Below are 24,760 nucleotides of genomic sequence, written 5' to 3' on the forward strand. Positions count from 1 at the left end.
GTTTTGCGTGAATTTTCTCAGTTTGTGGATAAGTTCCGCATATCGCAATCTGGTCCTTTGCGCCGCTCCCCAAGGCTACAAAACCGCGCTATATTCTCCCGCTTCCTTTTTTCAGTAAGTAGGCCCCAACAGGGTCAGGAGAGGTCATCCATGCCCAATCGCGCCGTGATAAAAACCGATAAGGCACCGGCAGCAATCGGCAGCTATTCCCAAGCGGTCAAGGTCAACAACACTATCTACCTGTCCGGTCAGATTCCGCTGGTTCCGGAAACCATGGAACTGGTGTCCGACGATTTCCGCGAGCAGGCGGTGCAGGTATTTAAAAACCTGCAGGCGGTGTGCGAAGCCGCAAACGGTACTCTGGACGATCTGGTAAAGCTGAATCTGTACCTCACTGACCTGAGCAATTTCGCTACCGTCAATGAAGTGATGCAGGAGATGTTTACCAAGCCATTCCCGGCGCGTGCGGCGGTGGGTGTGAGTGAACTGCCCAAGGGTGCGCAGTTCGAGGCGGAAGGGGTTCTGGTGATCTAAGCGATTGCCGCGCGCCGCTCGGCAATGGGCGGCGCGAACTTGTGATTCAGTCGTTTTCCAGCAGGGTGCGGTAGCCGGCGCGGTAATCCGGATACAGCATGTCATAGCCGCTATCCAGCATGCGTTTGTTGCTCAGCTTCTTGGAGCGACGCTCGCTGGTGGCCACTTCTTCGCGCAGATGCGCGCTGGTATAACCCATCGACTTTGCTAGCCAGCTCTGCAATTCGTACATGGGAACCGGGGTGCAGTCCGCACCGATATACAGCTTCTCCAGCGGCATATCTTTTTTCTGGCCCTCGATCAGGTGCGCGAGAAAGCCGACGGCATCGTCCACGTGAATGCGGTTGCTGAACTGGGGCGGTGATGGCGGTGCGCAGCGACCGGCCCGCACTTGCGAAAGCAGTCGATCGCGGCCGGGCCCATAAATACCCGCAAAGCGCACCACGCAGGTTTCCACCACACTTTGCTGGGCAATTTTTTCCGCAGCCAACAGAGCTTCGCCCTGGAAGCTACTCGGCATCGGCTGGGAGCGCTCATCCAACCACTGGTCACCACTCTGGCCGTACACACGGGTGGAAGAAATCCACAGCAACAGACGCGGGGGTTTTTCCATATCCGCAAGGGACTGGCGCAGACAGGTGGCCGTTTCGACATAGGCGCGCTGGTAGGCTTGGGGAGTGCTGGCACCGGGAGTGAAAGTGGCGATAACAATATCGGCACCCTGACTCAGGTGACGATGAATATCTTCTGTCTTGGTGGCGTCGCCGCGACGCCAGTTGACGACGTCCGCGCGGCGTTTGCGTGCCAGTGCCTGTAGCGGATTGCGCCGCACACCAAACACGTCGTACGCCTTGCGATCCAACTTCAGAGCGAGGCGTGTCCCCAGATCGCCGCAACCGAAGATCCAGACTTTTTCCTTTGCCATAACCGCTTGCTTTTTCCCCTGGGCACCGAACGCCGGTCCCAATATTGCTCGGTCCACACACTGGTGGGCGCGATTAAAATTATACGTCGAACTGCAATGGACTTTCAGTCAGATTGGCTATTTATAGCCTGTTTCACTGACGAAGTCTGTGAACGGGGCCCGTCGTTTTTCCAGGGCCCCGTACGAATAGACGAACAAAACTTCGTCAACCGCGGGATTTCACCATTCGATAGATAAACAGCAGGATAACTGCACCCACTACCGCAGTGATGATGCTTCCGAGCGATAGGCCGCCGGTAGTGCCCAGGCCAACAAAGCTACCGACCCAGCCACCGATAAACGCACCGACGATACCAATGACCATGGTGACAATCCAACCACCGGGATCCGGCCCGGGCATGATCCACTTGGCCAGCGCGCCGGCAATGAGACCCAAAATAATCCAAGACAAGATTCCCATAGCGATCCTCCGCTTGATGTAATTTGAACGCTTGCCTTCCATGTATAGTAAAAAAAGCGCCACATCGCCCGTTCGGTGCGCAAGTTAATAGCAAATCTTACTATTCATAAACCTGACTAATAGCATTTTTTTCTAGATTGTGACATTTACACAATGGCCCGGCGGTTTTTCTGGCCGCCGGGGGGGGTTTATGAATAAACTCTATCGCCTGGATTTATCTGATTGCGTTTGCCATGACACTGAACGAGCTCCGATACATCGTTACCCTGGCCCAGGAACAGCACTTTGGCCGCGCGGCAGAGCGCTGCTTCGTCAGCCAGCCCACCCTGTCCATTGCCGTAAAGAAGCTGGAAAAAGAACTTGGGGTCGCCCTGTTCGAGCGCTCGAAGACACGGGTGCAGGCCACACCACTAGGGGAGCGTATCGTCGCGCAGGCGCAACTGGTACTGGAGCAATCCGCGGCCATCAAGGATATAGCCAGCGCCGGTAAGGACCAGCTCAGCAGCCCCCTGTCGGTGGGCGCGATTTTCACCATCGGTCCCTACCTGTTCCCGCACTTTATTCCCCAGCTGCAGCAACTGGCGCCGCAGATGCCGTTGTATGTAGAGGAGGGCTATACCTCGACCCTGCGCGGTCGCCTGCGCAAGGGTGAGCTGGATGCGGTAATTATCGCGCTGCCATTTACCGAGCCGGACGTGGTTACCCAGCCGCTCTACGACGAACCGTTTGTGGTACTGATGCCCTCGGACCACCCGCTGGCAAAATACGAGGCGCTGACCCCGGAACAACTGTGCGAAGACAACGTGCTGTTACTGGGTGAAGGCCACTGCTTCCGTGATCAGGTGCTGGAAGCCTGTCCACAGTTACAGCAGTCCATCGAAAAAGAAGCCGGCAGCGGGCATATCCGCACCGCCGCTGACGGCAGCTCCCTGGAAACCCTGCGCCATATGGTGGCCTCGCGCCTGGGCATCACCGTGTTGCCGCTGTCTGCCGCCGCCGCCTCGCAATACGCCACCGGGGTGCTGGTGACCCGTCCGTTTGTTGCCCCCGCACCGCAGCGCACCGTGGCGCTGGCATGGCGCGCCAGCTTTCCCCGCCACCGCGCCATCGATATGCTGCGCGATGCGATCAACCAGTGCCAGCTGCAGAGTCCGTGAACCAGCCGCCGAATCCTCCGCAACAACCCCTGGCAGAAATTCCCGTCACCGCGCTCAAGGGTGTCGGTGCCAAACTCGCGGAAACCCTCGCCAAACTGCACATCAGCTCCCTGCAGGACCTGCTGTTCCACCTGCCTGCGCGCTACCAGGACCGCACTCGAGTTGTACCGCTGGCGGGCCTGCGCCCAGGCATGGACGCAGTCATCGAAGGTGAAGTGCGCGCAGCGGACGTCATTTTCGGGCGCCGCCGCAGCCTCGCAGTGCGCATTCAGGACACCACCGGCAGCGTCACCCTGCGCTTTTTCCACTTCACCGCGGCACAAAAAAACCGCCTGGCGGCGGGCACGCGCGTGCGCTGCTACGGCGAGGCGCGCCGCGGCAGTGCCGGCATCGAGCTGTATCACCCGGAAACCGAGGTACTCGGCGAAACCACTTCACCCAACGCGGAAACCCTGACCCCGGTTTATCCACTGACCGAAGGGCTGGGGCAGGGGCGCCTGCGCGCACTGATCGGGCAGGGTCTGGACTGGTTGGCCCAGGGCAACGTCAGCGAACTGTTGCCGGCCCAGCTGTTGCCGCAGGAAATGCAGCTGCCACTGGCGGGGGCACTGATGTACCTGCACCAGCCACCGGCGGATGCCGACCTCGCGCAATTGGCCGAAGGGCAGCACCCGGCACAGCAGCGGCTGGCGCTGGAGGAGCTGCTGGCCCACCACCTGAGCCTGCTGGAACTGCGCCGCAACGGTGCCCAGGTTGCCGCACCGCCGCTGGCGCTCAATGCCGCGCTGGAGCGGGATTTTCTCGCACGCCTGCCCTTTTCCCCCACCAATGCACAACAGCGGGTGGGTAAGGAAATCGCCGACGACCTCGCCACTGCCACCCCCATGATGCGCCTGCTACAGGGCGATGTGGGCGCCGGCAAAACGCTCGTCGCGGCGCGCGCGGCACTGCAGGCGATCGGCGCCGGCCACCAGTGTGTGGTGATGGCGCCCACGGAAATCCTCTCCGAGCAGCACCGTATCAACTTCAGCGGCTGGCTGGAGCCGCTGGGTATTACCGTGGGCTGGCTCACCGGCAGCATGAAGGCCGCGGAAAGGCGCGCGCAACTGGCCGCGATCGAACATGGCGATGCCCAGTTGATCGTCGGCACCCATGCCCTGTTTCAGGAAGGTGTGGAGTTCCATCGTTTGGCACTGGTGATCATCGACGAACAGCACCGCTTCGGTGTACGCCAGCGCCTGCAGTTGCGCGAGAAGGGCGCGGTCGAGGGCGAGACCCGTACCCAGCCCCACCAGCTGATCATGACCGCCACGCCGATTCCCCGCACCCTGGCCATGTCCGCGTTTGCCGACCTGGACTGCTCGGTAATCGACGAGCTGCCCCCCGGACGGCAGCCAATCAATACCGTGGCCATTTCCGATGAGCGCCGCTTTGATGTGATGGAGCGCGTACAGGGCGCCGTGCGCGAGGGCCGTCAGGCCTACTGGGTATGCACGCTGATTGAAGAATCCGAAACTCTGCAGGCCCAGGCCGCGGAGTCCACTGCCGAGGAACTGACGGACACCCTGGATGGCGTGCGCGTGGCGCTGGTGCACGGACGCATGAAGCCGGAAGCCAAGGAGCTGGTGATGAAGGCATTCAAGGCCGGTGAAGTGGATTTGCTGGTGGCGACCACGGTGATCGAAGTGGGCGTGGATGTGCCCAATGCCAGCCTGATGATTATCGAAAACCCCGAGCGCCTGGGGCTCGCGCAGCTGCATCAGTTGCGGGGCCGGGTGGGGCGGGGCAGTATCGCCAGTCACTGCGTGCTGATGTACTCCAGCCCGCTGTCCGCCAACGGCCGCGCACGGCTGCAGGCTCTGCGTAGTCACTCGGATGGCTTCGCCATTGCCGAGGAAGATCTGCGCTTGCGCGGCCCGGGGGAGATCCTCGGCACCCGCCAGACCGGCGAAATCCAGCACCGTATTGCCGACCTGCAACGGGATGCCCACCTGTTGCCGCAGGTGCAGAGAATTGCCGCGGCCCCGCAGTTAAGTAAAGAAGCCCGCAGCGCACTGGTACGGCGCTGGCTGCACAACAAGCCGCGTTTTGCCGAGGCCTGATACCCCGGTCCCGACGCCTGCCCATCCGCACCAATTGGCGCCTATTTTTGCCAAACATCCCACAGTTTTTTCTAGCTGCCGTTATTGCCAAAACCAATTAGTCACTTCGGGTCACTAATATTTTTGCACTCGCTCACATGTGGTGGCAGCCTCATCAATAAGAGGGTTTAGCGGCACTCAGCAGCGCCCCCTCCATCACATAAGAGTTCGCGGGCACTGCACCCGCGGCGCCCACATTTGCATAGCGAACGCCTGAAAGAATCGGGTGCAGGAGTCAGCTGAATGAGTCAGCGCAAAATATTTAACAGCGCAGCCTTAACCCAGCCCCGCGATAATGTAAAACGTCTGGCCCGCCTCGGGATACTGCTGTGCACAAGCTTATTTGGGGTCTTGGTACATGCGCAGGAGCCGTCGGCACTGCACCTCACTCTCGCCAAGATTGAAGTCGCCGCAGAGGTACCCACTCCGCTGCAGGGTAACGATTTCGAAAGCCTGCTGGCACAAGCCACCAACGGTGGCGGGGTTTCCGCAGCCAAGGAATCTGCCAGCCGCGCGTTCAGCGATTATCTGCGCACACGCCTGGACAGCGCCCTGCGTGAATTCTTTGCCGACGAGGAGATTCCACTGCGCAGCGATAATCACTCGCTGATCCTGTTTAACTTTGTGGATATTTCCGTGGTCAAGCAGCTGAGTGGCCTCAAAACCAAGGGCGACATCGAAATAGAGCGCGGTAACCTCAGCGCCAGTGGCGACTACCTGCTGCGCCTGCAGGCACCGGGTGAGCGGGTGCTGAGAGAAAAACGTTTGGATATCGCCAACTTGCGGCTCAAAGGCAAGTATCAAATCAAGACATCCCTGTACGGCGACGAAAACGAAGACGACACCAGTGAACAGCTGCAGCGCATGGCGGACCAGCTGGTGAAACGCATCCTCGACCGCATCGAAGACGACCTCGAAGCGGACGCACTGCTCGAGATTACCGGGCGCAATTAAGTTTCTTGCACCGCCTCCCGGGGCGGCGCAGCCGCTCCTTCTCCCTCCCGGCGCCTATCCGATTTATTGCACTTTCGCTACGACCCACCTCACAAACCACGAAGAATGTGACGCACAGGTCACGAAATATTTTTGCGTTTACCCGCAATAAGTGGCAGCTTGGTACAGACGTCCAACTTAACTAGAGCGAAACCAATCGCCACGACGTGCATAAAAAACACCATCCCCGTATAAAAATAAAACAGGGAGCGATGTATGAGAAACCAAGGAATCCGCCGGCTGCTGGCCGCGGGCCTGTGCAGCCTTGCGCTATCCACAATCAACGTCGGCCAAGCGATCGCCCAGGAAAGCTTCTGGGGCGGCAGCGACCACATCCCCAGCCTCGTCATTACCCCCGGCAAAATCGACATCGACGTGCCCATGCCCGTATCCGGGGATATGCAGTTGATGTTGGCAATGGCCGGCAATGGCGGCGGGCTCGCCGAGCTCAAGCAAAAGGCGGTGCGCAGCTACACCCAACATATCCACAGCGAGTTTGCCCGGGTGTTATACGAATACCTGGAAGATGAGGAAGTGCCGCTGGTGAAGGAAAACGGTCTCCTGAACCTGGAAAACAATATCCAGATCAAAGTGATCAAACACCTGAGCAGTATGAAGCCCGGGAAGGATTACGACACCGAAAAAGGGAACGTCGCACTGAGCGGCGAGTTCCGCTATACACTCGCCGGGCGCAATGGCAGCACACTGCGCGAACAACGTATCGATATTGGCAAACTGAAAATTACGGAAAAATATCGGGTGCGCACTTACCTCGACGGCCGCGACGCTGAAGACAATACCCAGGAAGCCATTGAAGACGCCCTCAGCGAAATGGTTGAAGAGCTGGTGGAGCGTATGGAGGACCACCTCGAAGCAGATGCGCTGCGCGATTTAGTCTCCACTTGATCGCCGGCACGGCACTAAAAAGGGCGAGGCGCCTATGCGCCTCGCCCTTTTTTATTGGTTCAATTGAGCCCAGATATCTCTTGGCTCAGACAGCTTTTCGCTCCGATACTTCAGGCAATCGTTGAGCGACCATCCCTGTGATCCACAACGCTGTTGTAGTTCTCATCATTGAAGGTGCTGACATCCAGAGCGCCTTCGCTTTTCGCCACCACGGTACTCACCACCGCATCCCCGGTAATATTTACCGCGGTGCGCACCATATCCAGCAGGCGATCCACACCCATCACGATCGCAATACCTTCGACCGGCAGACCAACCTGGCCGAGCACCATCGCCAGCATGATCAGGCCTACACCCGGCACACCGGCGGTGCCAACCGACGCGAGCGTTGCGGTCAGAATTACCGTCAGGTATCCCATCAGGCCGATCTCAATGCCATAGAGCTGGGAAATAAATACCGTGGCCACGCCCTGCATAATCGCGGTGCCGTCCATGTTGATGGTTGCACCCAGCGGCACGGTGAACGAGGCCACCTTGTTATCTACACCCAGGCGCTTCTCCACGGTCTGCAGAGTGACCGGGATGGTCGCTGCGGAGGAAGCGGTACTGAAAGCAAAGGCCATTGCCGGGCGCATTTTTTTCAGCAGTTGCACCGGGTTCAAACCTGACAGCAGTTTCAGCAGCAGCGGGTACACCCCAAGCGCATGCACCATCAGTGCCAGCAGCACCACGCTGAAATATTTCGCCAGGGTGGGAATGGCATCCAGACCCAGCAGCGCAATCTTGTTCGCCAGCAGGGCAAACACACCGTAAGGCGCAAACGCCATCAGCACGCTCACCATGCGCAAAATGACATCGTTTAGGTCATTGAAGAAAGCCGCTACCCGCTGTCCCGGCTTGCCACTGCGGGAAATCGCATAACCCAGCAACAGGGCAAACACGATGATCTGCAACATATTGCCTTCGGCCATCGCCTGCACCGGGTTGGTGGGGAAGATATTGACCAGTACATCCGACAGCGGCGGGGACTGTTTTGCCTCAAACTGCGCGTCTCCCGCCAGGTGGGCCATGCCTGCGCCCGGTTGAATGACCAGTGCCAGCATCAATGCCAGGGAGATCGCCACGGCCGTGGTCACCATGTACAGCGCCAGCGTCTTGCCCGCCAGCACGCCAACGCGGCTACCTTCTGACAGGGCACAGGCCCCGCAAATCAGGGAGACCAGTACCAGCGGCACCACCATCAGTTTCAGCGAGGCGATGAAGATACGACCGACGATGTCGAACAGGCCATTGGTGAGGTAGTTATTGATAAAGGAGGTGACCGCCTCACCCAGAACCTGGCTGGAATTGAGTACGTTGAACAGCAGGCCGAGTCCGATACCCGCGATCATGGCCAGTACGATTTTTTTGGTAAGCCCCATGGTCCTTCCCGTTTATGCGCACCTTGCAGTGGCAATTCATTATTTTGTGCATTGTAGATAATGGCATCGGCACAGGCGCAGCGCCCGTACCGCCAGCATCCGGCAACGGCCAGCGAATGCGCCACTATATCGGCCTCACCCCCTGTGGGCAAAGCGCGTTCCCCTGGTGGCGCGCTCGGGTACAATGCGGTTTGAACTAACCATCACAAGCTTGTGCGGAGTCAGCGTTGTACCACTCCCCCTTCGAGGCCATCGGCGATTGGCACCCTCAACCTCTGGAAAGCCTGCACGGCCAGACACCGCCGGAGCAGTTGCTGCCCTGGCTGCTGCACCCGGGTTCGCTGACCGCCGCCCTCAAGCATCTGGGCGAGGGCGCCTTCCGCGTGCAGATACTCAATCAGGGCTGGCAGACACCCCGGCCCGAGGAGCGCCGCGCGCTCAACCTGAAAGACCGCAGCCGCGCGCTGGTGCGCGAGGTACTGCTGTATGGCAACAGTGAACAGCCCTGGGTCTACGCCCGCAGCGTGCTGCCCGAGCGCACCCTTACCGGCAAATCCCGCTATCTGCGCGGCCTCGACAACCGCCCCCTCGGCGAACTGCTGTTCAGCCAGCCAGACATTCGCCGCGGGCCCATTGTGCTCAACCGGCTCGCGCGCAATCCGCACTGCCAGCAACCAGAGCTGACCGACAGTGCACCCCGCGCCTGGGGGCGCCGCTCCACCTTCTGGCTGCAGGATAAACCCCTGCTGGTTGCAGAGACCTTCCTGAGCGGTTTCAATCCCCATACACCGCCGCTGGCATAAGCGCACAAGCACCTCAACGTACAGAGCGAACACGGGAAGCCACCATGCAAGCTATCAGCCACCAGATTCAGCAGCGTTGGCCCGCAGTCCTGCCATATTGGCAGCTGACGCGCATGGACAGACCGATCGGCGCACTCTTGTTACTGTGGCCCACCTGGTGTGCGCTGTGGATCGCCGCCGAGGGCTGGCCGGGCCTGCACCTGCTTGTGGTGTTTACCCTGGGCGTCATCCTCACCCGCGCGGCCGGTTGTGCCATAAATGACTTTGCCGACCGCAATATCGATGGACACGTTGAGCGTACCAAGCAGCGCCCGCTCGCCACCGGTGCCGCCACCCCCAGGGGCGCACTGATGCTATTCGCCGGCTTGATGCTGGTCGCATTTTTGCTGGTGCTGACCACCAACCGCCCCACCATTCTGCTGTCCCTGCCGGCGCTGGCGCTGGCCTTCTGTTACCCCTTCGCCAAACGCTATACGCATCTGCCGCAGGTGGTACTGGGGGCTGCGTTCAGTATGGGTATTCCAATGGCATTTGCGGCAGTGACCGGGGAGGTGCCAGCGGTCGCTTGGCTGCTGTTTACCGCCAACCTGCTGTGGACCGTGGCCTACGACACCTTTTACGCCATGGTGGACCGGGATGACGACCTGCAAATCGGTGTCAAATCCACCGCCATCCTGTTCGGCGAGCTGGACAAGGCGATGACCGCCAGCCTGCAGGGTATGGTTGTTGTGGCGCTGCTGATGCTGGGTGGGCGTGCGGAATTGGGGCCACTTTACTACTGCGGCCTGGGGATCGTGACCGGGCTGTTTGCCTATCAGCAATGGTTGATCCGTGACCGGCAACGAGAGGCATGCTTCAAGGCGTTTTTGAACAACAACTTCGTGGGAATGGCGCTTTTCTGCGGGATATTTTCCCACTATATCGCATGGTAGCCAGTCACTGTGACCCGAAATTCTACCCGCCTGAATACCTGTCATATATTTGTCACCAAAGTGACGTTAAATGGCCACTCTACAATGGTCAGTTGAGGCTGGCGCTACAGTCGACGAGGCAGGACGCCGGAAAGCGCCGCAGCGGAGGTTGTGAGGCACCCGCCTAGGCGACAGCAAACTCAGTTAGGGTATGGCAGGCAGATGCACAGCAAGACGATCCTTATAGTCGACGACGAAGCCCCGGTACGCGATATGTTGCGCGTGGCGCTGGAGATGGCGGATTACCGCTGCCTGGAAGCGGAGAACGCGCAGGAAGCGCACGCGCTGGTCATCGACGAAAAACCCGACCTTATTCTCCTGGACTGGATGCTGCCGGATGTCTCCGGTGTGGAACTGGCCCGGCGCCTGAAGCGCGACGAGCTCACCGCGTCGCTACCCATCGTCATGCTGACGGCGAAAGGTGAGGAAGACCACAAGATCAAGGGGCTGGAGACGGGCGCCGACGACTATATCACCAAACCGTTTTCCCCCCGCGAGCTGGTTGCACGGCTCAAAGCGGTACTGCGCCGCGCCGGCCCCAGCGCTCCGGAAGAACCGCTCACCGCCGGGGGGCTGGTGCTCGATCCGGTCAGCCACCGGGTCACCATCAACGGTAACCCGGTGGAAATGGGACCGACAGAATTCCGTCTGCTCACCTTTTTCCTCAGTCATCAGGAACGCGCCTACACCCGAACCCAACTGCTCGACCATGTGTGGGGCGGCAACGTGTATGTGGAGGAGCGCACCGTCGACGTACACATTCGGCGCCTGCGCAAGGCGTTGACCGTGGATGGGCATGAACGCTACATTCAGACCGTGCGTGGGACCGGTTATCGCTTTTCGGTCCAGACCGCCGAGAGGGTATAATTCCGCCCATCGAACTTTATCAGTGGGCCCGCTCTGTACCGCCGAATCGCACTTCGACGCGCCCCCAACAAGATGGCCAAAACCTCATGCTCGATCGCAGTATTGGCGAGTTGTCGCGTTTTATCATCATAGCCCTGGGCACCACCATCTTCGGTTTTTCAACCGGACACTGGTGGCTGGCGCTGTGCTCTGGCCTCACTGTTTATCTCATCTGGCTGTTGTGGCAGCAAAATCGCTTCGACCATTGGCTGTCCAACGGCCGCCGTGGCCCGGCCCCCACGAATTTTGGGGTATGGGGCGATATCACCGACGACTTCTATCGGCTACAGCGTCGCCACCGCAAGGAAAAACAAAAGCTGCACGCCATGCTGCGCCGGGTGCAGGACAGCACCAGCGCCTTGCGCGAGGGTATCGTGGCGCTGGAAGATGACGGCAACCTGGCCTGGTGGAACCCCGTCGCCGGCCAAATGCTGCGCCTGCAGGGCGACGACAGCGGCCAGCCGATCATCAACTTTGTGCGCGATCCGCGCTTTGTCGAGCACATGCACGAGCGCATGCGCGGTGCCCATCAGGGCGACCTGCAACCGATTACCCTGCCGGCGCCCGGGGACGACGCGCGTATTCTGCAAATGGAAGTCACCCGCTTCGGTCTGGACGAAGCGCTGGTGATCGTGCGCGATATCACCCGCCTGCATAACCTGGAGCAAATGCGCCGCGACTTTGTCGCCAACGTATCCCACGAACTGCGCACCCCACTCACGGTGATTGCCGGTTACCTGGAGACGCTTCAGGAAAGCGGGCAGGCGCCGCGGAACTGGGAAAAGCCACTGGGGCAAATGAGCGAGCAGACGGTGCGTATGACCAGCCTGGTCAACGACCTGCTGTTGCTCGCCCGCTTGGAGACCTCCGAGCGCGACAGCGGGCGCGATCGTATCGCGGTACACGGACTGATGGAGCGCGTGGCCGATGAAGCCCGCTCACTGAGCGGTGGGCGACACCAGATTTCCGTGGTGTGCGACGAGGACGGCACCATTACCGGCGACGCCGGTGAGCTGCACAGTGCCTTTGCCAACCTGGCATTTAACGCGGTCAAGTACAGCCCGGACGGCGGCCCCATCGAGCTGCGCTGGAGAATGGACGCCAGCGGCGGCCACTTTGCGGTGAAGGATTCGGGTATCGGTATCGATCCGCTGCATATCCCGCGCCTTACCGAGCGTTTCTACCGGGTGGATGCAGGCCGCTCCCGCGAAAGTGGTGGTACTGGCCTCGGCCTCGCCATCGTCAAGCACGTACTGCTGCGCCACAGTGCCAATTTGAGCATCAGCAGTGTACCGGGCCGCGGCAGTACCTTTACCCTGAACTTCCCCCGCGAGAAACTGACCCAGGCCAGTGCCGCCACCAGCTGATTCCACCCAGTCCGGATATTGCAGATACAAAAAAGCCCCTTACGGGGCTTTTTTATGCTGTCTCTGGCGGGAGCCCGAAACTTATCCTTCCAGTTCTTTCAGCGTACGCGCTTCGCCCGCTGCGGAATACTCAACCGACGCGTCGCCCGATACCGGCTCGGCGGTACGCTTCTGCACGGTGATGTGCACCAGCTTGCGCGCGCTGTCGCGGATCAGCAGGTGCTCGCGGCCTTCATCGTCCACCGGCAGGTTGCGTTCGCCGATCAAGGCATCGCGCAGGGCGCGCAGTTGCGGTGTATCGCGGTAGCGATCGAGGTCCTTGGAATACTTGAGCTTCATGCGCTCGGATTCGTGCAGTGCAGCGGCGGTCTCGCGGTACTTGGCAAAGAAAAACACCGCGGCAATGGCGGCGGCGATGGTGACGGCAATTTCAAACCATGGGGGCATAAGTGCGCTCCTGTGTTCTGCTCAGGGGTTTTGTAGTTCAGGCTGGCTGTTCGTCGCGCAGGAAGACCCAGTCATTGCCCTTGGAGTGTTCTTCACTGAAATAATAACCGGCCACATCAAAATCTTGCAGCTGCTCGGCCTGCTTCACGCGGTTGTCGATAGCCCAGCGGCTCATCATGCCCCGCGCTTTTTTCGCGAAGAAACTGATCATCTTGTACTGACCGTTTTTCCAGTCCTTGAAGTGCGGCGTCACCACATCGGCCTGCAGGTTTTTCACCTGCACCGACTTGAAGTACTCGTTAGACGCCAGGTTCACCAGCTGCTTGCTTTTGTGTTCGGCAAGCTGGCTATTCAGGGCTGCGGTAATTTTGTCATCCCAGAATTCGTACAGGTTTTTGCCACCGCTGTTGGCAAACTTGGTGCCCATCTCCAGGCGGTAGGGTTGCATCAGGTCCAGTGGACGCAGCAAGCCATACAGACCGGACAGCATGCGCAGATGCTTTTGCGCGAAATTAAAGTCGCGCTTGCCCATGGTTTCCGCTGCCAGCCCGGTATACACATCGCCCTTGAATGCGAGCAGGGCGGGGCGGGCATTGCTGTCGGTGAACGGGCGCTTCCAGCTATGGAAGCGGTCGTAATTGAGCACACACAGCTTGTCGGACACCTTCATCAGGTTGGATATGTCCTGCGGGCTGAGCGCCTTCAGCTCCTTGATCAGCGCTGCGGACTCTTTAAGAAAATCCGGCTGGGTGGTGTCGAGTGCGGGTATCTCGCTCTCATAGTCGAGGGTTTTCGCGGGGGAGATAACAATCAACATACAGAAGGCTCTAGTTCAATATTCTAGTTTTTCGAGTCGCCTAAAGCGTAACGAGCGAGTGGCTGGAGGTGACCGCCGGAGCGCAGTAGCTTTATTCGGGCTTCAGGATATCCTGCCACCAATTCAGCGGCGTCTGCCCGTCGACCGGGTCGTACACGTTGCCGTAGTACCAGACGCTGTTGGCGCCGTCGCAGGCACTGTTGAGGATCTTCTCAATCTCATCGAAACCACAGCTCACGTGAATGCTGTACACCAACATACGCGGGGACTCGAGATCCAGTTCGCCACCGAGCTTTTCCAGTTGTGGGGTCAGCTGGTCGGAAAGCTTGGTGCTGTCACCGCGACAGAAGATACGCACGGCCAGGTTGCCGGAACGCTTTACCAGCTCGAAGCTCGGCTTCTCGGGATCTTCGCGGTTGACCTTGATGGTGTCACCGCTGGCGATACCTTTGATAAACGCCGGCGAGCGCACCAGCTGCACGCTGTCGTCCTCGTTTACCTTCACCTGCATGCGCTCGACCACCGGTTCACCATCCGGATTGGTCCCGGCAAACAATTCAATAATCTGCAGTGCGGTCGTCATAACCCTCTCTCCGGACTGTGTACAATAGTGTGCTATTCGCGAACCGCATTATACAGGGAGAGGATTATGTTTCCGCGCGCAATCTCAAACCGCCTTCTGACCATCGCAATTGCCAGCTCATTGTCCACAGGCCTGGTGGGCTGTGCGGTCAACCCGGTGACCGGCAAGAAGGAACTCTCGCTGATGTCCCAGGGACAGGAAGTGGCGCTGGGCGAGCAGCAGTACCCCAAGGCACAGCAGACCCAGGGCGGTGAATACCTGATCGATCCCGCTCTGCAGAGTTATGTGCGCAACGTCGGCCAGAAACTGGCGCGGGTATCGGATCAGCCCAACCTGCCTTATGAGTTCGTGGTGCTGAATAACTCCACCCCCAACGCCTGGGCACTGCCTGGCGGCAAAATCGCGATTAACCGCGGCCTGCTGGTACTGCTGGAAGATGAGGCGGAGCTGGCGGCGGTGCTGGGCCATGAGATTGTGCACGCGGCGGCGCGCCATTCCGCGGCGGCCATGTCTCAGCAGCAGATCCTTGGCGCGGGTATCGCCATTCTCGGTGCCACCACCCAGAACACCGGTTATGGCGACCTGATCTCCCTCGGCAGCCAGTTTGGCGGCTCTGCCTACATTGCCAAATACGGCCGTGACAACGAGCTGGAGTCCGATGCGTACGGCATGAAGTACATGGCGGCGGCCGGCTATGACCCGCAGGGCGCGGTGCGCCTGCAGAAGAAATTTGTCGAGCTGTCCAAGGGCCGTCAGTCCGGTGGGCTCGAGGCACTGTTCGCCAGCCACCCGCCGTCGCAGTCCCGTGTCGATGCGAATATCCAGCACGCGAAGAAGTTCCCCGCGGGCACCGTCAATCGCAGCCAGTACCAGCGCGCTATCGCGCAACTGAAGCGCGATGCGGATGCATACAAGAGCTACGACGACGCTTTAACCGCGGCAAAGAACAAGCAATACGACCAGGCGCTGACCCTCACGCGCCGGGCACAGCAACAACAGCCCAAGGAAGCGGCGTTCTACGCACTGGAAGGCGACCTGCTAGCGAAGAAGAAACAATACCAGCCGGCGCTGCGCTCGTATGAGACCGCGGTACAGAAAAACCCGACTCTGTTTTCCAACTGGCTGATGCGCGGCATGCTCAATGCTGAGCTTAAAAACTACACCGCTGCCGAGCGCGACCTGCAGCGTTCCACGCGCTATCTGGAAACGCCCCATGCCCACTATTATCTGGGGCAGGTGTATGAACAGCAGGGCAATACCAAAAACGCGCTGAACCACTACCAGACCGCCGCCAAGGGCGGGGGTGACATCGGCACTAAAGCACAGGCACGGGTACAGGCACTGAGCGGTCAGGGATAAGTTTCCCTGAACAGAAACAAAAAAAGCGGGCGAATTTCTTCGCCCGCTTTTTTATGCGCAATTTTCGCAGGGAAAATTACAGCTGCACGGTTACGCCGAGGCTGAATACATCCAGATCGTCGAAATCGCGGTTGGAGCCGTAAGCTACCTTGGCGGCAACATTGCGGTTGAAGAAGTGGGTCGCGTCGAAATAGTAGCTTTCGTCTTCCGCGTAGCCAGCACCGATAGAGGTGTTTTCATTGAAGTAAAACTCAATATCGCCACCCCAGAACACGTCGGAGTTGTCGGTATCGGTCAAGGACAGGCCTGCGGTCAGGTACTGGCCACCGGACAGCGCGGTGAAGTACTTGGAAGACACGCTGCGGTAGTCAAAGTCGTCGTCCACTTCAGCGGTAAAGCCGATGTAGTCGTTGCCGGTCAATTGATGGTTGTATTTACCACGGAACAGCAGAACGGTGCTTTCGTCCTCTGGCTTTACCGCTTCTACCTCGGCAAGCAAGTTCGGGGTAAACAGGAAACCCGCACCGACACTGTAATCGGTGGAGAAATCGTCATCCTGTAGTTCACCGAAGACTTTCCACTGGCCGGTGTAGTATTCACCACCAATGGTCAATGCATCACTGCTGCTGCCGTCTGCGTCGGAATAGGCAAAGCCGCCGTAAATATTGGAAACCGGCAGAATGTAGTTGAATTCCTTGCGCGGGCCCAGGGTTTCCAGTGCGCCGAAATAGTATTGGGACTGGAAACTTAGCGTATCGACGTCGACAGTGCCGAAGTCGGCAGAGGTATAGTCAACGTCGGTGAAAGAATTGTATTGCTCTGCGGAAGCGACCGCAGAAGCCAGCATCAATGGAAGTGCTGCAAACTTGAACTTCATAGAAGTATTCCCTGTTTAAGTTACATCTGTACTTGCGTACCCATCCGATTTGCACAAAAGCAAAGTCGGCGCGGATTCTATGCAAAGGAGAATATGGGTGCAATAAAAAGTAGAAATTGCGACACTCGTACCAAATACCAAGTTATTTTTAGTATGAAGATCAAGTTCGCGAGCGCAGTGTGACAGGGCGAGACTGAACGGATGCTGAATTAAAAAAGGCCGCGGAAGCGGCCTTTTTGGGTAGGTGCGATCTGCAAACTACTGCTTATTTTGTTAGCGCAGGTTTTGCTCGTTGCCGTGGCGAATATCCGCACCCTGCACCAGGTATACCACCTGCTCACAGATGTTCTTGGCGTGGTCGCCGATACGCTCGAGGGAGCGCAGGGTCCACAGCACATTCATCACCCGCGAGATGCTGCGCGGGTCCTCCATCATATAGGTCACCATTTCGCGCACGGCGCTGCGGTAATCCATATCCACCTGTTCGTCTTCGGCGAGGGTTTCCATTGCGGATTTCACGTCGAAACGAGTGTAGGCATCGAGGGCGTCGTTCAGCATCTTGCGCACGGCATTGGCGATATGCCGAATCTCGGTGTAACCGCGCGGGGCAGAGCCTTGGTCCGTAAGTGCGATGGCCATCTTGGCGATTTTGCTCGCCTCATCACCCACACGTTCCAGGTCGCGGGCGATGCGAATAACCGACATCACCATGCGCAGGTCGGAGGCGGCGGGCTGGCGCTTGGCAATGATCAGCGTCGCGTGCTCGTCCACTTCCATTTCACAGCGGTCGATATCCTCTTCCACCTTCAAAACTTTTTCCGCCAGCTCACTATCGGCATTGGCCAGCGCTTCTACGGCGTCGGCTACCTGGCGAGTTACAAGGCCGCCCATTTCCAGCATTTCCGTCTTGAGACTCTCAAGATCGTCGTTGAACTGGCGGGAGATGTGTTGATCGAAATGCATATCCATGGTGTTTTGTCCGCTTCCCTCAACCTTAGCCGAAACGGCCGGTAATGTACGCTTCGGTAAGATCGTGCTCAGGATTGGTGAACACGGTCTCGGTGTCATTGACCTCAACCAGCTTGCCCAGGTGGAAGTAGGCGGTGCGCTGGCTTACGCGCGCGGCCTGCTGCATGGAGTGGGTCACGATGGCGATGGTGTAGTTTTCACGCAGCTCATGAATCAGTTCTTCAATGCGCGCGGTGGCAATCGGGTCCAGTGCGGAGCAGGGCTCATCCATCAGGATCACTTCCGGGCTTACCGCGATGGCGCGGGCGATACACAGACGCTGCTGCTGACCACCGGAAAGGCCGGTACCCGGCTTGTCCAGGCGATCTTTGACTTCGTCCCACAGGCCGGCGCGACGCAGGCTGTTTTCTACGATCTCATCCAGTTCCGCGCGACGGCTGGCGATGCCGTGGATCTTGGGGCCGTAAGCAACGTTGTCGTAAATGGACTTGGGGAAGGGGTTCGGCTTCTGGAACACCATGCCCACGCGTGCACGCAGCGGCACCACATCGACCTTGGGGCCGTAGATGGCTTCGCCGTCCAAAGTCAGGTCGCCTTCGACACGACACCCTTCGATGGTGTCGTTCATGCGGTTCAGGCAGCGCAGGAAGGTGGATTTACCACAGCCGGAAGGACCGATCATGGCAACCACCTGGTTGCGACCGATATCCAGGCTGACATCGTGAATTGCCTGGGCCTCACCGTAAAACACGTTCACGTTGCGCATGCGCAGCTTGGCTTCATCACAGAAGGGGCTGCCGACGGTTTCGGCAATATCTTCCTGGGTTTTCACTGAGGTGGACTCCGTGGCCGGCTTATTGGGTAAGTCGGTGGCTGAATTGGTTTTGTCTTGCGCCGGTACTGCTGCGCCGGCGTTCAGGGTCATGCTTGTCATGGCTCACTCTCGATTCGCAATCTTAACATCCGAAGGTTACGCAGACGCGCGTTACCAGCGGCGCTCGAGTTTCTTGCGCAGCCACACTGCGCAGGTGTTCATGGTGATCAGGACTGCCAGCAGTACCATGATCGCGGCGGAGGTACGCTCAACAAAGGCGCGCTCCGGGCTGTCTGCCCACAGGAAAATCTGTACCGGCAGCACCGTGGACGGGTCGGTAATGCCGTGCGGCACGTCCACAATAAAGGCCACCATACCGATCATCAGCAGCGGCGCGGTTTCGCCCAGCGCCTGGGCCATACCGATGATGGCGCCGGTGAGCATGCCGGGCATCGCCAGTGGCAACACGTGGTGCAGTACTACCTGCATGCGCGAGGCGCCCATGCCCATGGCCGCTTCACGGATCGATGGCGGCACCGACTTCAGCGCGGCACGGCTGGAAATAATGATTGTCGGCAGGGTCATCAGCGTCAGTACCAGACCACCCACCAGCGGTGCCGAACGCGGCAGCTCGAAGAAGTTGATAAAGATCGCCAGGCCCAGCAGACCGAACACGATGGACGGAACCGCGGCGAGGTTGTTGATGTTCACCTCGATCAGGTCGGTCCAGCGATTCTTCGGCGCAAACTCTTCCAGATAAATGGCCGCAGCTACGCCAATGGGGAAGGACAGCGCCAGGGTGACCAGCAGGGTAAACAGCGAGCCCATCAAGGCCGCACGGATACCGGCCTGCTCGGGCTCACGGGAGTCACCATTGGTAAAGAAGGTCGTGTTGAAGCGCTTCTCCAGTTCGCCCGTCGCCAGCAGGGACTTGATCCACCCTGCCTTCTGCTCGGAGGTACGCCCCAGGAAACCCTCTTCGGACTTGGACAGGCTTTTTACATAGGTGTCCACGTCATCATCGGCGTTGAACCACAGGGTTTCCGTTTTACCCAGCAACTCCGGGTTTTGCTGCAGGCGCTCGCGCAATTCAAAGCCGGCACCATTGGACACCAGCGAGTAGAGCTCGCGCTTGTCGCGGCGGCCACTGACATCGGGGAAGCGCTCGCGCAGGGCGTTGCGAATCACCGCATCAAAGTTGGCCCACGCCAGGCTCTCGTCATCCACGGTATCGATGCCGAGGGTATCGGGGTCATAGGTAACCTTCAGCTCGATATCGGTTTGAACGAACGCACTGCTGCCCTTACTGATAATGTCGGTGAACAGCACTACGACCGCGAGTATGCCAAAGGCGATACTGGCGATACCAAAACCGCGGAAGATCTTTTCCTTGCGGTGACGGCTGGCAAGGCGCGACTCGATTCGCTCGCGCACTTCTTTCTGCGTCAAATTGGATTGAGTCAGATCAGTCATACTGTTCCCGGTATTTTTTCACTACGTGCAGGGCAATAAAGTTCAGAATCAGGGTGCTGATAAACAGCATCAGACCAAGTGCAAAGGCGGCGAGAGTCTTCGGACTGTCAAACTCCTGGTCACCCACCAACAGCGTCACAATTTGTACGGTAACCGTAGTGACCGACTCCAGTGGGTTTGCGGTGAGATTTGCGGCAAGGCCCGCGGCCATCACCACGATCATGGTTTCACCAATTGCGCGGGATACCGCCAGCAGTACACCACCGACGATGCCCGGCAGTGCGGCAGGGATCACCACCTTGCGCACGGTTTCTGACTTGGTGGAACCCAAGCCCAGCGCACCATCGCGCAGGGACTGGGGTACTGCATTGATCACGTCGTCCGACAGGGACGATACGAACGGAATAATCATTACCCCCATCACCAGACCAGCGGCCAGTGCACTTTCACTGGATGCCTGCAGCCCCATGGACTGGGCAAGGTCGCGGATAAACGGAGCTACGGTCAGCGCGGCGAAGAAGCCGTACACCACGGTGGGTACACCGGCGAGGATTTCCAGCAGCGGCTTGGCCACGGAACGCACTTTCTTGCCGGCGTATTCCGCCAGGTAAATGGCAGACATCAGACCCACCGGCACCGCCACAAACATGGCGATGGCGGAAACCAGCAGGGTACCGGTAAACAGGGGCACCGCGCCAAAGGCACCACTGGAGCCAACCTGGTCCGCACGCAGTGCCATCTGTGGGCTCCAGTGCAGGCCAAACAGGAATTCGGTCACCGGTACCGACTGGAAGAAACGCAGTGATTCGAACAGTACCGACAGCAGGATGCCCACGGTGGTAAAGATGGCCGCGCATGCGCATGCCAGCAGAATAATGCGCAGGACCTTTTCGACTTTTTCCCGCGCGCGCATTTCCGGGGAAATACGCAGGAATGCGTAGGCACCAAGACCGATCGACAGAATCAGGATCAAGGCGGTCTGCATCCAGCGACCACTCTCGCGCAAACTTGTGAGATGCGCGGCAGCATCCTGCAGTTGCGGGGTCACGTTGCCAACCAAGTTGCCCGCCGCCAGATTCTGGATCTGCGCGTACAGCAGATTTTGCCCGGCAATGGACTCCGGCTTATCGGCGATAGCGCCCATCACCATTGCGCGGATAATCGCATCGTCAAAAATGAGCCAGCAACCCAGAATAATCAGGGCGGGAAGACCACACCAGAGTGCGGTGTGCACGCCGTAGTAGCTCGGCAATGAAGCCAGGCTGCGGACACCACCACCACTACGGGCAGCGGCAATCGCGCGGCTAAAACCAGTGCCGTAGGCCACCAGTATCAGCAACAGCAGCAGGGCGAAGAGAGTAGGAGTCTGCATCGATTCGCTCGGTTATCTCTAGGTACAAAAAACGTCGGCCATTATCAACGGTGTATCCGCAATTGCATGGCGCGGTAAAAATTGCGGTGTATATATACGTAAAAAGCCAAGCCCTTGAAAGGGCTTGGCCGGTAAATCCATCTACCTTTTATTTAGCTGTTATTTAGCAGCCAGGTTGGTCAGAGCGTTCAGCTTGCGAACGTTGTTGGCAACCTTCTGACGCTCGGCGGTCGGCAGCGGGATCATACCCTTGTCTGCCAGGTAGCCTTCCTCGCCCCAGGCGCGATCGTTGGTGAACTCGGCCAGGAACTGCTTGATGCCCGGTACCACGTCAACGTGCGCTTTCTTCACGTAAACGAACAGCGGACGGGAAACCGGGTAGCTGTTGTCAGCGATAGATTCGAAAGTAGGCTCTTGGCCTTCGATCAGGGAACCCTGAACCTTGTCGGCGTTCTGATCCAGGAAGCTGAAGCCGAAGATGCCCAGTGCGTTCGGGTTGGCAGCCAGCTTATTCACGATCAGGTTATCGTTCTCGCCCGCTTCTACGTAGAAGCCGTCTTCACGTACGTTGTGACAAATGGCTTTGTAAGCGTTCTTGTCAGACTTCTTCTTGGCAGCGATCCAGTCAAACTTCTTACAACCACCTTCCATCGCCAGCTCGGCGAAAGCATCGCGGGTACCGGAAGTCGGGGGCGGACCCAGAACTTCGATCTTCGCAGCCGGCAGAGTCGGGTTTACGTCTTTCCAGGTTTTGTACGGGTTAGGTACCAGAGTCTCGGAACCGTCTGGGTTCGGCACGTCTTTGGCCAGGGCCAGGAAGATGTCCTTGCGGCTCAGCTCGAACGGCTTGGCAGTCTTGGCGTTGGCCAGCACGATGCCGTCGTAACCGATCTGAACTTCAACAACGTCAACACCATTGCCGTTACACATCTCCAGCTCGGACTGCTTGATGCGACGGGAAGCGCCGGTGACGTCGGCAGTGCTTTCGCCAACGCCCTGGCAGAACAGTTTCATGCCGCCGCCGGTACCAGTGGATTCAACAACCGGCGTCTTGAACTGAGTAGCGCGGCTGAAACGCTCGGCTACAACGGTGGTGAACGGGTAAACGGTTGAGGAACCGACGATGCTGATGTGGTCGCGCGCTGCCAGGGCCGCATTAGAGGCCGCAATGGTCAGGGCCGCCAGGGCCGAAGCCAGAACTTTTTTGCTCGCGGAACGGTTGTTCATGATATCTCCATAGGTGGTCGAATTATCTGCACGCGGAGCATGCTACTTCCAACTGGTGACGATTCTATGAATCAAACATTACAAACAAGTTACAGTCGCCCGGCCATTTTATGACCAGTGATGGCGTACAAGTCAGTTATGCCCAGTACCCACACCGCGCTGGCGCAATTTCTGGCCAAAAGGTAGGCTGTGCCCCACTGTTAACAGAACAATAAAGATGAATTGAGAGTGTTCACATGATGTTTCTGCTACGTGCCGCCGGTGCTTTGGACCGATTTGCCGGTAGCTGCGGGCGTGTTCTGGGCTGGTTCACCCTGGCGATGGTGGTCATTCAGAGCCTGGTGGTGGCGATGCGCTACGGCTTCGACGGCGGGTCTCTGGCCATGCAGGATGCGGTGGCTTATTTGCACGGCGCCGCATTGATGCTCGGCCTCGCCTACGCCCTGCAATCCGGCGCCCATGTGCGCGTGGATGTGGTGTACCGCCAGCTCTCGCCAAGAGGGAAAGCCTGGGTGGATGCGGTGGGCTGCCTGATCTTCCTGCTGCCACTATGTGCTTTTATCGGTTACGGCAGCCTGCAGTTTGCCGCCAGCAGCTGGGCCGTGCAGGAAACCAGTAATAGCGCGGACGGTCTCGGCGGAGTTTACCTGCTGAAGAGCCTGATCCCACTGGCCGCCGCCACCCTCGCACTGCAGGGGTTCAGCCAGCTGGCACGCGCGCTACACACGCTGATGCAGGCCGAGTCCAGCGATCACACCTCCCATACCGTGAGCAAACCAGCCGACACACCTGCGGCGCGGAAAACAGAACCAGAACAGCAACCGCGCCCGCTGGTGCGCGAGGCCACCGGGGAGGCCAGCGCATGATGGAACTCATTCCCCTGCTGATGTTTGTCGCCGTGTGTGCGGCACTGATTGCCGGTTATCCGGTGGCATTTACCCTGGGTGGTACCGCACTCCTTGCCGCCGGGCTGGGCATCGTCGGTGGCGTGTTCGATGCCGGCTTGCTGCGTGCCTTCCCCGACCGCCTGTACGGCATCATGCAGAACGGCACCCTGATGGCGGTGCCGCTGTTTGTGTTGATGGGTGTAATGTTGGAGCGGGCGCGGATCGCCGAGGATCTGCTGGTCAATCTCGCGCGGGTATTTTCCGGCATCCCTTCCGGCATGGCGGTGTCCGTAGTGGTGGTAGGCGCACTGCTGGCCGCAAGTACCGGTATCGTCGGCGCCACCGTGGTCACCATGGGCCTGATGTCCCTGCCCACCATGTTGAAGCGCGGCTATTCCCCCAGGCTGGCCACCGGCACCATCTGTGCCACTGGTACCCTCGGCCAGATTATCCCGCCGTCCATCGCGCTGGTGCTGTTGGGAGATACTCTGTCCAACGCCTACCAGCAAGCGCAGCTCTCCCAGGGTATCTTCAACCCGAAGCCAGTGAGTGTGGGCGACCTGTTTATGGGCGCGATTATCCCGGGACTGCTGCTGGTCGCTGCCTACATCCTGTATCTGCTGTTTATCGCACGGCGTGAACCCGCGGCAGCCCGCAGCGCCAGCGAAGAGGTGGACCTGCTGCAAACCCTGAAAAGCCTGTTCCCACCCATCGCGCTGATGCTGCTGGTGCTCGGCTCGATCATTACCGGCGCCGCCACCCCGACCGAGGCTGCGGCCGTGGGCGCACTGGGTGCCGGCATCCTGGCCTGGGGGCGCGGCGCCCTGAACTGGTCCCGCGCCGGCGAAGTGGGGCAGAGTACCCTGCAGGTCACCGCCATGGTGTTCGCAATCCTGATCGGCGCCTCGCTGTTCTCGCTGGTATTCCGAGGCTTTGGCGGAGAGGAAGTGGTTACTCACTTCTTCGAGAGCCTGCCCGGCGGCGTCGTGGGTGCGACCCTGCTGGTGATGCTGGTGATCTTCCTGCTCGGCTTTATCCTCGACTTTATCGAGATCACCTTTGTGGTGGTGCCCATTGTCGGCCCGGTGCTGCTGGCCATGGGGCTGGACCCGGTGTGGCTGGGTGTGATGATCGCCCTGAACCTGCAGACGTCCTTCCTCACCCCGCCGTTTGGCTTCTCGCTGTTCTACCTGCGCAGCGTAGCGCCGGAGTCCGTGGCCACCGGGGCCATCTACCGCGGCGTGATGCCGTTTATCTGCATCCAGTTGCTACTGATGCTGATGCTGATGCTGATGCTGGCACTGTGGCCACAACTGGCCACTTGGCTGCCCGGCCAGCTATAACGTCGCTA

General features: G+C 59.1%; 24 protein-coding genes. 12 read left to right on the forward strand and 12 right to left on the reverse strand.

Going from position 1 to position 24,760, the window contains the following annotated elements; genetic code table 11:
* Positions 1 to 150: 150 nt before the first annotated feature.
* Positions 151 to 534 (forward strand): RidA family protein, encoded by a 384-nt coding sequence (locus tag LCM31_RS05195; protein ID WP_222248175.1) that lies wholly within the window; start codon positions 151 to 153, stop codon positions 532 to 534.
* A gap of 46 nt (positions 535 to 580) precedes the next feature.
* On the opposite strand, the gene LCM31_RS05200 is transcribed toward LCM31_RS05195, so the two are convergent.
* The gene (locus LCM31_RS05200) at positions 581 to 1,459 is read right to left on the reverse strand and encodes an NAD-dependent epimerase/dehydratase family protein (protein WP_224868122.1); all 879 of its coding nucleotides are present in this window, start codon (positions 1,457 to 1,459) and stop codon (positions 581 to 583) included.
* A gap of 205 nt (positions 1,460 to 1,664) precedes the next feature.
* Entirely contained in the window at positions 1,665 to 1,919 is a 255-nt protein-coding gene (locus tag LCM31_RS05205) for a GlsB/YeaQ/YmgE family stress response membrane protein (RefSeq protein WP_010132108.1), read from the reverse strand.
* Between the two features lie 233 nt (positions 1,920 to 2,152).
* On the opposite strand from LCM31_RS05205, the gene LCM31_RS05210 reads away from it, so the two are divergent.
* From LCM31_RS05210 to LCM31_RS05225, 4 genes are all read left to right on the forward strand, one after another.
* Complete coding sequence (locus tag LCM31_RS05210; protein ID WP_222230994.1) at positions 2,153 to 3,076, forward strand: hydrogen peroxide-inducible genes activator; 924 nt, start codon at positions 2,153 to 2,155, stop codon at positions 3,074 to 3,076.
* On the forward strand, positions 3,055 to 5,178 hold the full coding sequence (gene recG / locus LCM31_RS05215; RefSeq protein WP_224868124.1) for an ATP-dependent DNA helicase RecG: 2,124 nt from the start codon (positions 3,055 to 3,057) through the stop codon (positions 5,176 to 5,178). The genes LCM31_RS05210 and recG overlap by 22 nt, the downstream gene beginning before the upstream one ends.
* A 282-nt stretch (positions 5,179 to 5,460) precedes the next feature.
* Positions 5,461 to 6,171 carry a hypothetical protein gene (locus tag LCM31_RS05220; RefSeq protein WP_224868126.1) on the forward strand — a complete coding sequence of 237 codons (711 nt, stop codon included), beginning with the start codon at positions 5,461 to 5,463 and terminating at the stop codon, positions 6,169 to 6,171.
* 255 nt (positions 6,172 to 6,426) lie between these two features.
* The gene (locus LCM31_RS05225) at positions 6,427 to 7,116 is read left to right on the forward strand and encodes a hypothetical protein (protein WP_224868128.1); all 690 of its coding nucleotides are present in this window, start codon (positions 6,427 to 6,429) and stop codon (positions 7,114 to 7,116) included.
* Between the two features lie 110 nt (positions 7,117 to 7,226).
* On the opposite strand, the gene LCM31_RS05230 is transcribed toward LCM31_RS05225, so the two are convergent.
* Entirely contained in the window at positions 7,227 to 8,537 is a 1,311-nt protein-coding gene (locus tag LCM31_RS05230) for a dicarboxylate/amino acid:cation symporter (RefSeq protein WP_224868130.1), read from the reverse strand.
* 227 nt (positions 8,538 to 8,764) lie between these two features.
* Here LCM31_RS05230 and LCM31_RS05235 point away from each other — a divergent pair, with 227 nt between their 5' ends.
* The 4 genes from LCM31_RS05235 (at position 8,765) to phoR (ending at position 12,584) form a co-directional block, all read left to right on the forward strand.
* The gene (locus LCM31_RS05235) at positions 8,765 to 9,340 is read left to right on the forward strand and encodes a chorismate--pyruvate lyase family protein (protein WP_224868132.1); all 576 of its coding nucleotides are present in this window, start codon (positions 8,765 to 8,767) and stop codon (positions 9,338 to 9,340) included.
* Between the two features lie 44 nt (positions 9,341 to 9,384).
* On the forward strand, positions 9,385 to 10,272 hold the full coding sequence (ubiA, locus tag LCM31_RS05240) for a 4-hydroxybenzoate octaprenyltransferase (protein ID WP_224868135.1): 888 nt from the start codon (positions 9,385 to 9,387) through the stop codon (positions 10,270 to 10,272).
* A 201-nt stretch (positions 10,273 to 10,473) separates the two neighbouring features.
* Positions 10,474 to 11,178 (forward strand): phosphate regulon transcriptional regulator PhoB, encoded by a 705-nt coding sequence (phoB, locus tag LCM31_RS05245; protein WP_224868676.1) that lies wholly within the window; start codon positions 10,474 to 10,476, stop codon positions 11,176 to 11,178.
* 86 nt (positions 11,179 to 11,264) lie between these two features.
* Positions 11,265 to 12,584 carry a phosphate regulon sensor histidine kinase PhoR gene (gene phoR, locus LCM31_RS05250; RefSeq protein ID WP_224868137.1) on the forward strand — a complete coding sequence of 440 codons (1,320 nt, stop codon included), beginning with the start codon at positions 11,265 to 11,267 and terminating at the stop codon, positions 12,582 to 12,584.
* A gap of 81 nt (positions 12,585 to 12,665) precedes the next feature.
* Here phoR and LCM31_RS05255 read toward each other — a convergent pair whose 3' ends face one another.
* The 3 genes from LCM31_RS05255 to LCM31_RS05265 all read right to left on the reverse strand — a co-directional run bounded on the left by LCM31_RS05255 (position 12,666) and on the right by LCM31_RS05265 (position 14,431).
* Complete coding sequence (locus LCM31_RS05255; RefSeq protein WP_224868139.1) at positions 12,666 to 13,031, reverse strand: hypothetical protein; 366 nt, start codon at positions 13,029 to 13,031, stop codon at positions 12,666 to 12,668.
* Between the two features lie 37 nt (positions 13,032 to 13,068).
* Positions 13,069 to 13,848, reverse strand: coding sequence for a peroxide stress protein YaaA (gene yaaA / locus LCM31_RS05260; RefSeq protein ID WP_224868141.1), 780 nt, complete (start codon positions 13,846 to 13,848; stop codon positions 13,069 to 13,071).
* Positions 13,849 to 13,939: 91 nt separating this feature from the next.
* Positions 13,940 to 14,431, reverse strand: a complete 492-nt coding sequence (locus tag LCM31_RS05265) for a DUF4265 domain-containing protein (protein ID WP_224868143.1) — start codon at positions 14,429 to 14,431, stop codon at positions 13,940 to 13,942.
* Positions 14,432 to 14,497: 66 nt separating this feature from the next.
* Between LCM31_RS05265 and LCM31_RS05270 the strand changes: the two genes are divergently transcribed.
* Positions 14,498 to 15,790: a M48 family metalloprotease gene (locus LCM31_RS05270; RefSeq protein WP_224868145.1), complete on the forward strand. Its 1,293-nt coding sequence runs from the start codon at positions 14,498 to 14,500 to the stop codon at positions 15,788 to 15,790.
* Positions 15,791 to 15,866: 76 nt separating this feature from the next.
* Here LCM31_RS05270 and LCM31_RS05275 read toward each other — a convergent pair whose 3' ends face one another.
* From LCM31_RS05275 to LCM31_RS05300, 6 genes are all read right to left on the reverse strand, one after another.
* On the reverse strand, positions 15,867 to 16,667 hold the full coding sequence (locus LCM31_RS05275; RefSeq protein ID WP_224868146.1) for a putative porin: 801 nt from the start codon (positions 16,665 to 16,667) through the stop codon (positions 15,867 to 15,869).
* A gap of 273 nt (positions 16,668 to 16,940) precedes the next feature.
* Positions 16,941 to 17,636 (reverse strand): phosphate signaling complex protein PhoU, encoded by a 696-nt coding sequence (gene phoU / locus LCM31_RS05280; protein WP_222230957.1) that lies wholly within the window; start codon positions 17,634 to 17,636, stop codon positions 16,941 to 16,943.
* A 25-nt stretch (positions 17,637 to 17,661) separates the two neighbouring features.
* On the reverse strand, positions 17,662 to 18,570 hold the full coding sequence (gene pstB / locus LCM31_RS05285) for a phosphate ABC transporter ATP-binding protein PstB (protein ID WP_455565246.1): 909 nt from the start codon (positions 18,568 to 18,570) through the stop codon (positions 17,662 to 17,664).
* Between the two features lie 51 nt (positions 18,571 to 18,621).
* On the reverse strand, positions 18,622 to 19,923 hold the full coding sequence (gene pstA, locus LCM31_RS05290) for a phosphate ABC transporter permease PstA (RefSeq protein ID WP_224868147.1): 1,302 nt from the start codon (positions 19,921 to 19,923) through the stop codon (positions 18,622 to 18,624).
* Complete coding sequence (gene pstC / locus LCM31_RS05295) at positions 19,916 to 21,295, reverse strand: phosphate ABC transporter permease subunit PstC (protein WP_224868148.1); 1,380 nt, start codon at positions 21,293 to 21,295, stop codon at positions 19,916 to 19,918. Before pstC ends, pstA begins: the two co-directional genes overlap by 8 nt.
* Before the next feature lie 159 nt (positions 21,296 to 21,454).
* Entirely contained in the window at positions 21,455 to 22,522 is a 1,068-nt protein-coding gene (locus LCM31_RS05300) for a PstS family phosphate ABC transporter substrate-binding protein (protein ID WP_224868149.1), read from the reverse strand.
* 236 nt (positions 22,523 to 22,758) lie between these two features.
* Here LCM31_RS05300 and LCM31_RS05305 point away from each other — a divergent pair, with 236 nt between their 5' ends.
* Both LCM31_RS05305 and LCM31_RS05310 read left to right on the forward strand, forming a co-directional pair.
* Positions 22,759 to 23,388 carry a TRAP transporter small permease subunit gene (locus tag LCM31_RS05305; RefSeq protein ID WP_224868150.1) on the forward strand — a complete coding sequence of 210 codons (630 nt, stop codon included), beginning with the start codon at positions 22,759 to 22,761 and terminating at the stop codon, positions 23,386 to 23,388.
* Positions 23,385 to 24,752: a TRAP transporter large permease gene (locus tag LCM31_RS05310; RefSeq protein WP_224868151.1), complete on the forward strand. Its 1,368-nt coding sequence runs from the start codon at positions 23,385 to 23,387 to the stop codon at positions 24,750 to 24,752. Before LCM31_RS05305 ends, LCM31_RS05310 begins: the two co-directional genes overlap by 4 nt.
* The last annotated feature ends 8 nt before the right edge of the window (positions 24,753 to 24,760 follow it).

It is taken from the genome of Microbulbifer agarilyticus, from assembly GCF_020171345.1.
Lineage (GTDB): Bacteria > Pseudomonadota > Gammaproteobacteria > Pseudomonadales > Cellvibrionaceae > Microbulbifer > Microbulbifer agarilyticus_D.

Excerpts from the sequence above, each read along its gene's own strand:
- LCM31_RS05195 (WP_222248175.1), top strand. The coding sequence starts at position 151 with ATGCCCAATCGCGCCGTGATAAAAACCGATAAGGCACCGGCAGCAATC.
- LCM31_RS05200 (WP_224868122.1), bottom strand. The coding sequence starts at position 1,459 with ATGGCAAAGGAAAAAGTCTGGATCTTCGGTTGCGGCGATCTGGGGACA.
- LCM31_RS05205 (WP_010132108.1), bottom strand. The coding sequence starts at position 1,919 with ATGGGAATCTTGTCTTGGATTATTTTGGGTCTCATTGCCGGCGCGCTG.
- LCM31_RS05210 (WP_222230994.1), top strand. The coding sequence starts at position 2,153 with ATGACACTGAACGAGCTCCGATACATCGTTACCCTGGCCCAGGAACAG.
- LCM31_RS05220 (WP_224868126.1), top strand. The coding sequence starts at position 5,461 with ATGAGTCAGCGCAAAATATTTAACAGCGCAGCCTTAACCCAGCCCCGC.
- LCM31_RS05225 (WP_224868128.1), top strand. The coding sequence starts at position 6,427 with ATGAGAAACCAAGGAATCCGCCGGCTGCTGGCCGCGGGCCTGTGCAGC.
- LCM31_RS05230 (WP_224868130.1), bottom strand. The coding sequence starts at position 8,537 with ATGGGGCTTACCAAAAAAATCGTACTGGCCATGATCGCGGGTATCGGA.
- ubiA (WP_224868135.1), top strand. The coding sequence starts at position 9,385 with ATGCAAGCTATCAGCCACCAGATTCAGCAGCGTTGGCCCGCAGTCCTG.
- phoB (WP_224868676.1), top strand. The coding sequence starts at position 10,474 with ATGCACAGCAAGACGATCCTTATAGTCGACGACGAAGCCCCGGTACGC.
- phoR (WP_224868137.1), top strand. The coding sequence starts at position 11,265 with ATGCTCGATCGCAGTATTGGCGAGTTGTCGCGTTTTATCATCATAGCC.
- LCM31_RS05255 (WP_224868139.1), bottom strand. The coding sequence starts at position 13,031 with ATGCCCCCATGGTTTGAAATTGCCGTCACCATCGCCGCCGCCATTGCC.
- yaaA (WP_224868141.1), bottom strand. The coding sequence starts at position 13,848 with ATGTTGATTGTTATCTCCCCCGCGAAAACCCTCGACTATGAGAGCGAG.
- LCM31_RS05265 (WP_224868143.1), bottom strand. The coding sequence starts at position 14,431 with ATGACGACCGCACTGCAGATTATTGAATTGTTTGCCGGGACCAATCCG.
- LCM31_RS05270 (WP_224868145.1), top strand. The coding sequence starts at position 14,498 with ATGTTTCCGCGCGCAATCTCAAACCGCCTTCTGACCATCGCAATTGCC.
- LCM31_RS05275 (WP_224868146.1), bottom strand. The coding sequence starts at position 16,667 with ATGAAGTTCAAGTTTGCAGCACTTCCATTGATGCTGGCTTCTGCGGTC.
- phoU (WP_222230957.1), bottom strand. The coding sequence starts at position 17,636 with ATGGATATGCATTTCGATCAACACATCTCCCGCCAGTTCAACGACGAT.
- pstB (WP_455565246.1), bottom strand. The coding sequence starts at position 18,570 with ATGACAAGCATGACCCTGAACGCCGGCGCAGCAGTACCGGCGCAAGAC.
- pstA (WP_224868147.1), bottom strand. The coding sequence starts at position 19,923 with ATGACTGATCTGACTCAATCCAATTTGACGCAGAAAGAAGTGCGCGAG.
- pstC (WP_224868148.1), bottom strand. The coding sequence starts at position 21,295 with ATGCAGACTCCTACTCTCTTCGCCCTGCTGCTGTTGCTGATACTGGTG.
- LCM31_RS05300 (WP_224868149.1), bottom strand. The coding sequence starts at position 22,522 with ATGAACAACCGTTCCGCGAGCAAAAAAGTTCTGGCTTCGGCCCTGGCG.
- LCM31_RS05305 (WP_224868150.1), top strand. The coding sequence starts at position 22,759 with ATGATGTTTCTGCTACGTGCCGCCGGTGCTTTGGACCGATTTGCCGGT.
- LCM31_RS05310 (WP_224868151.1), top strand. The coding sequence starts at position 23,385 with ATGATGGAACTCATTCCCCTGCTGATGTTTGTCGCCGTGTGTGCGGCA.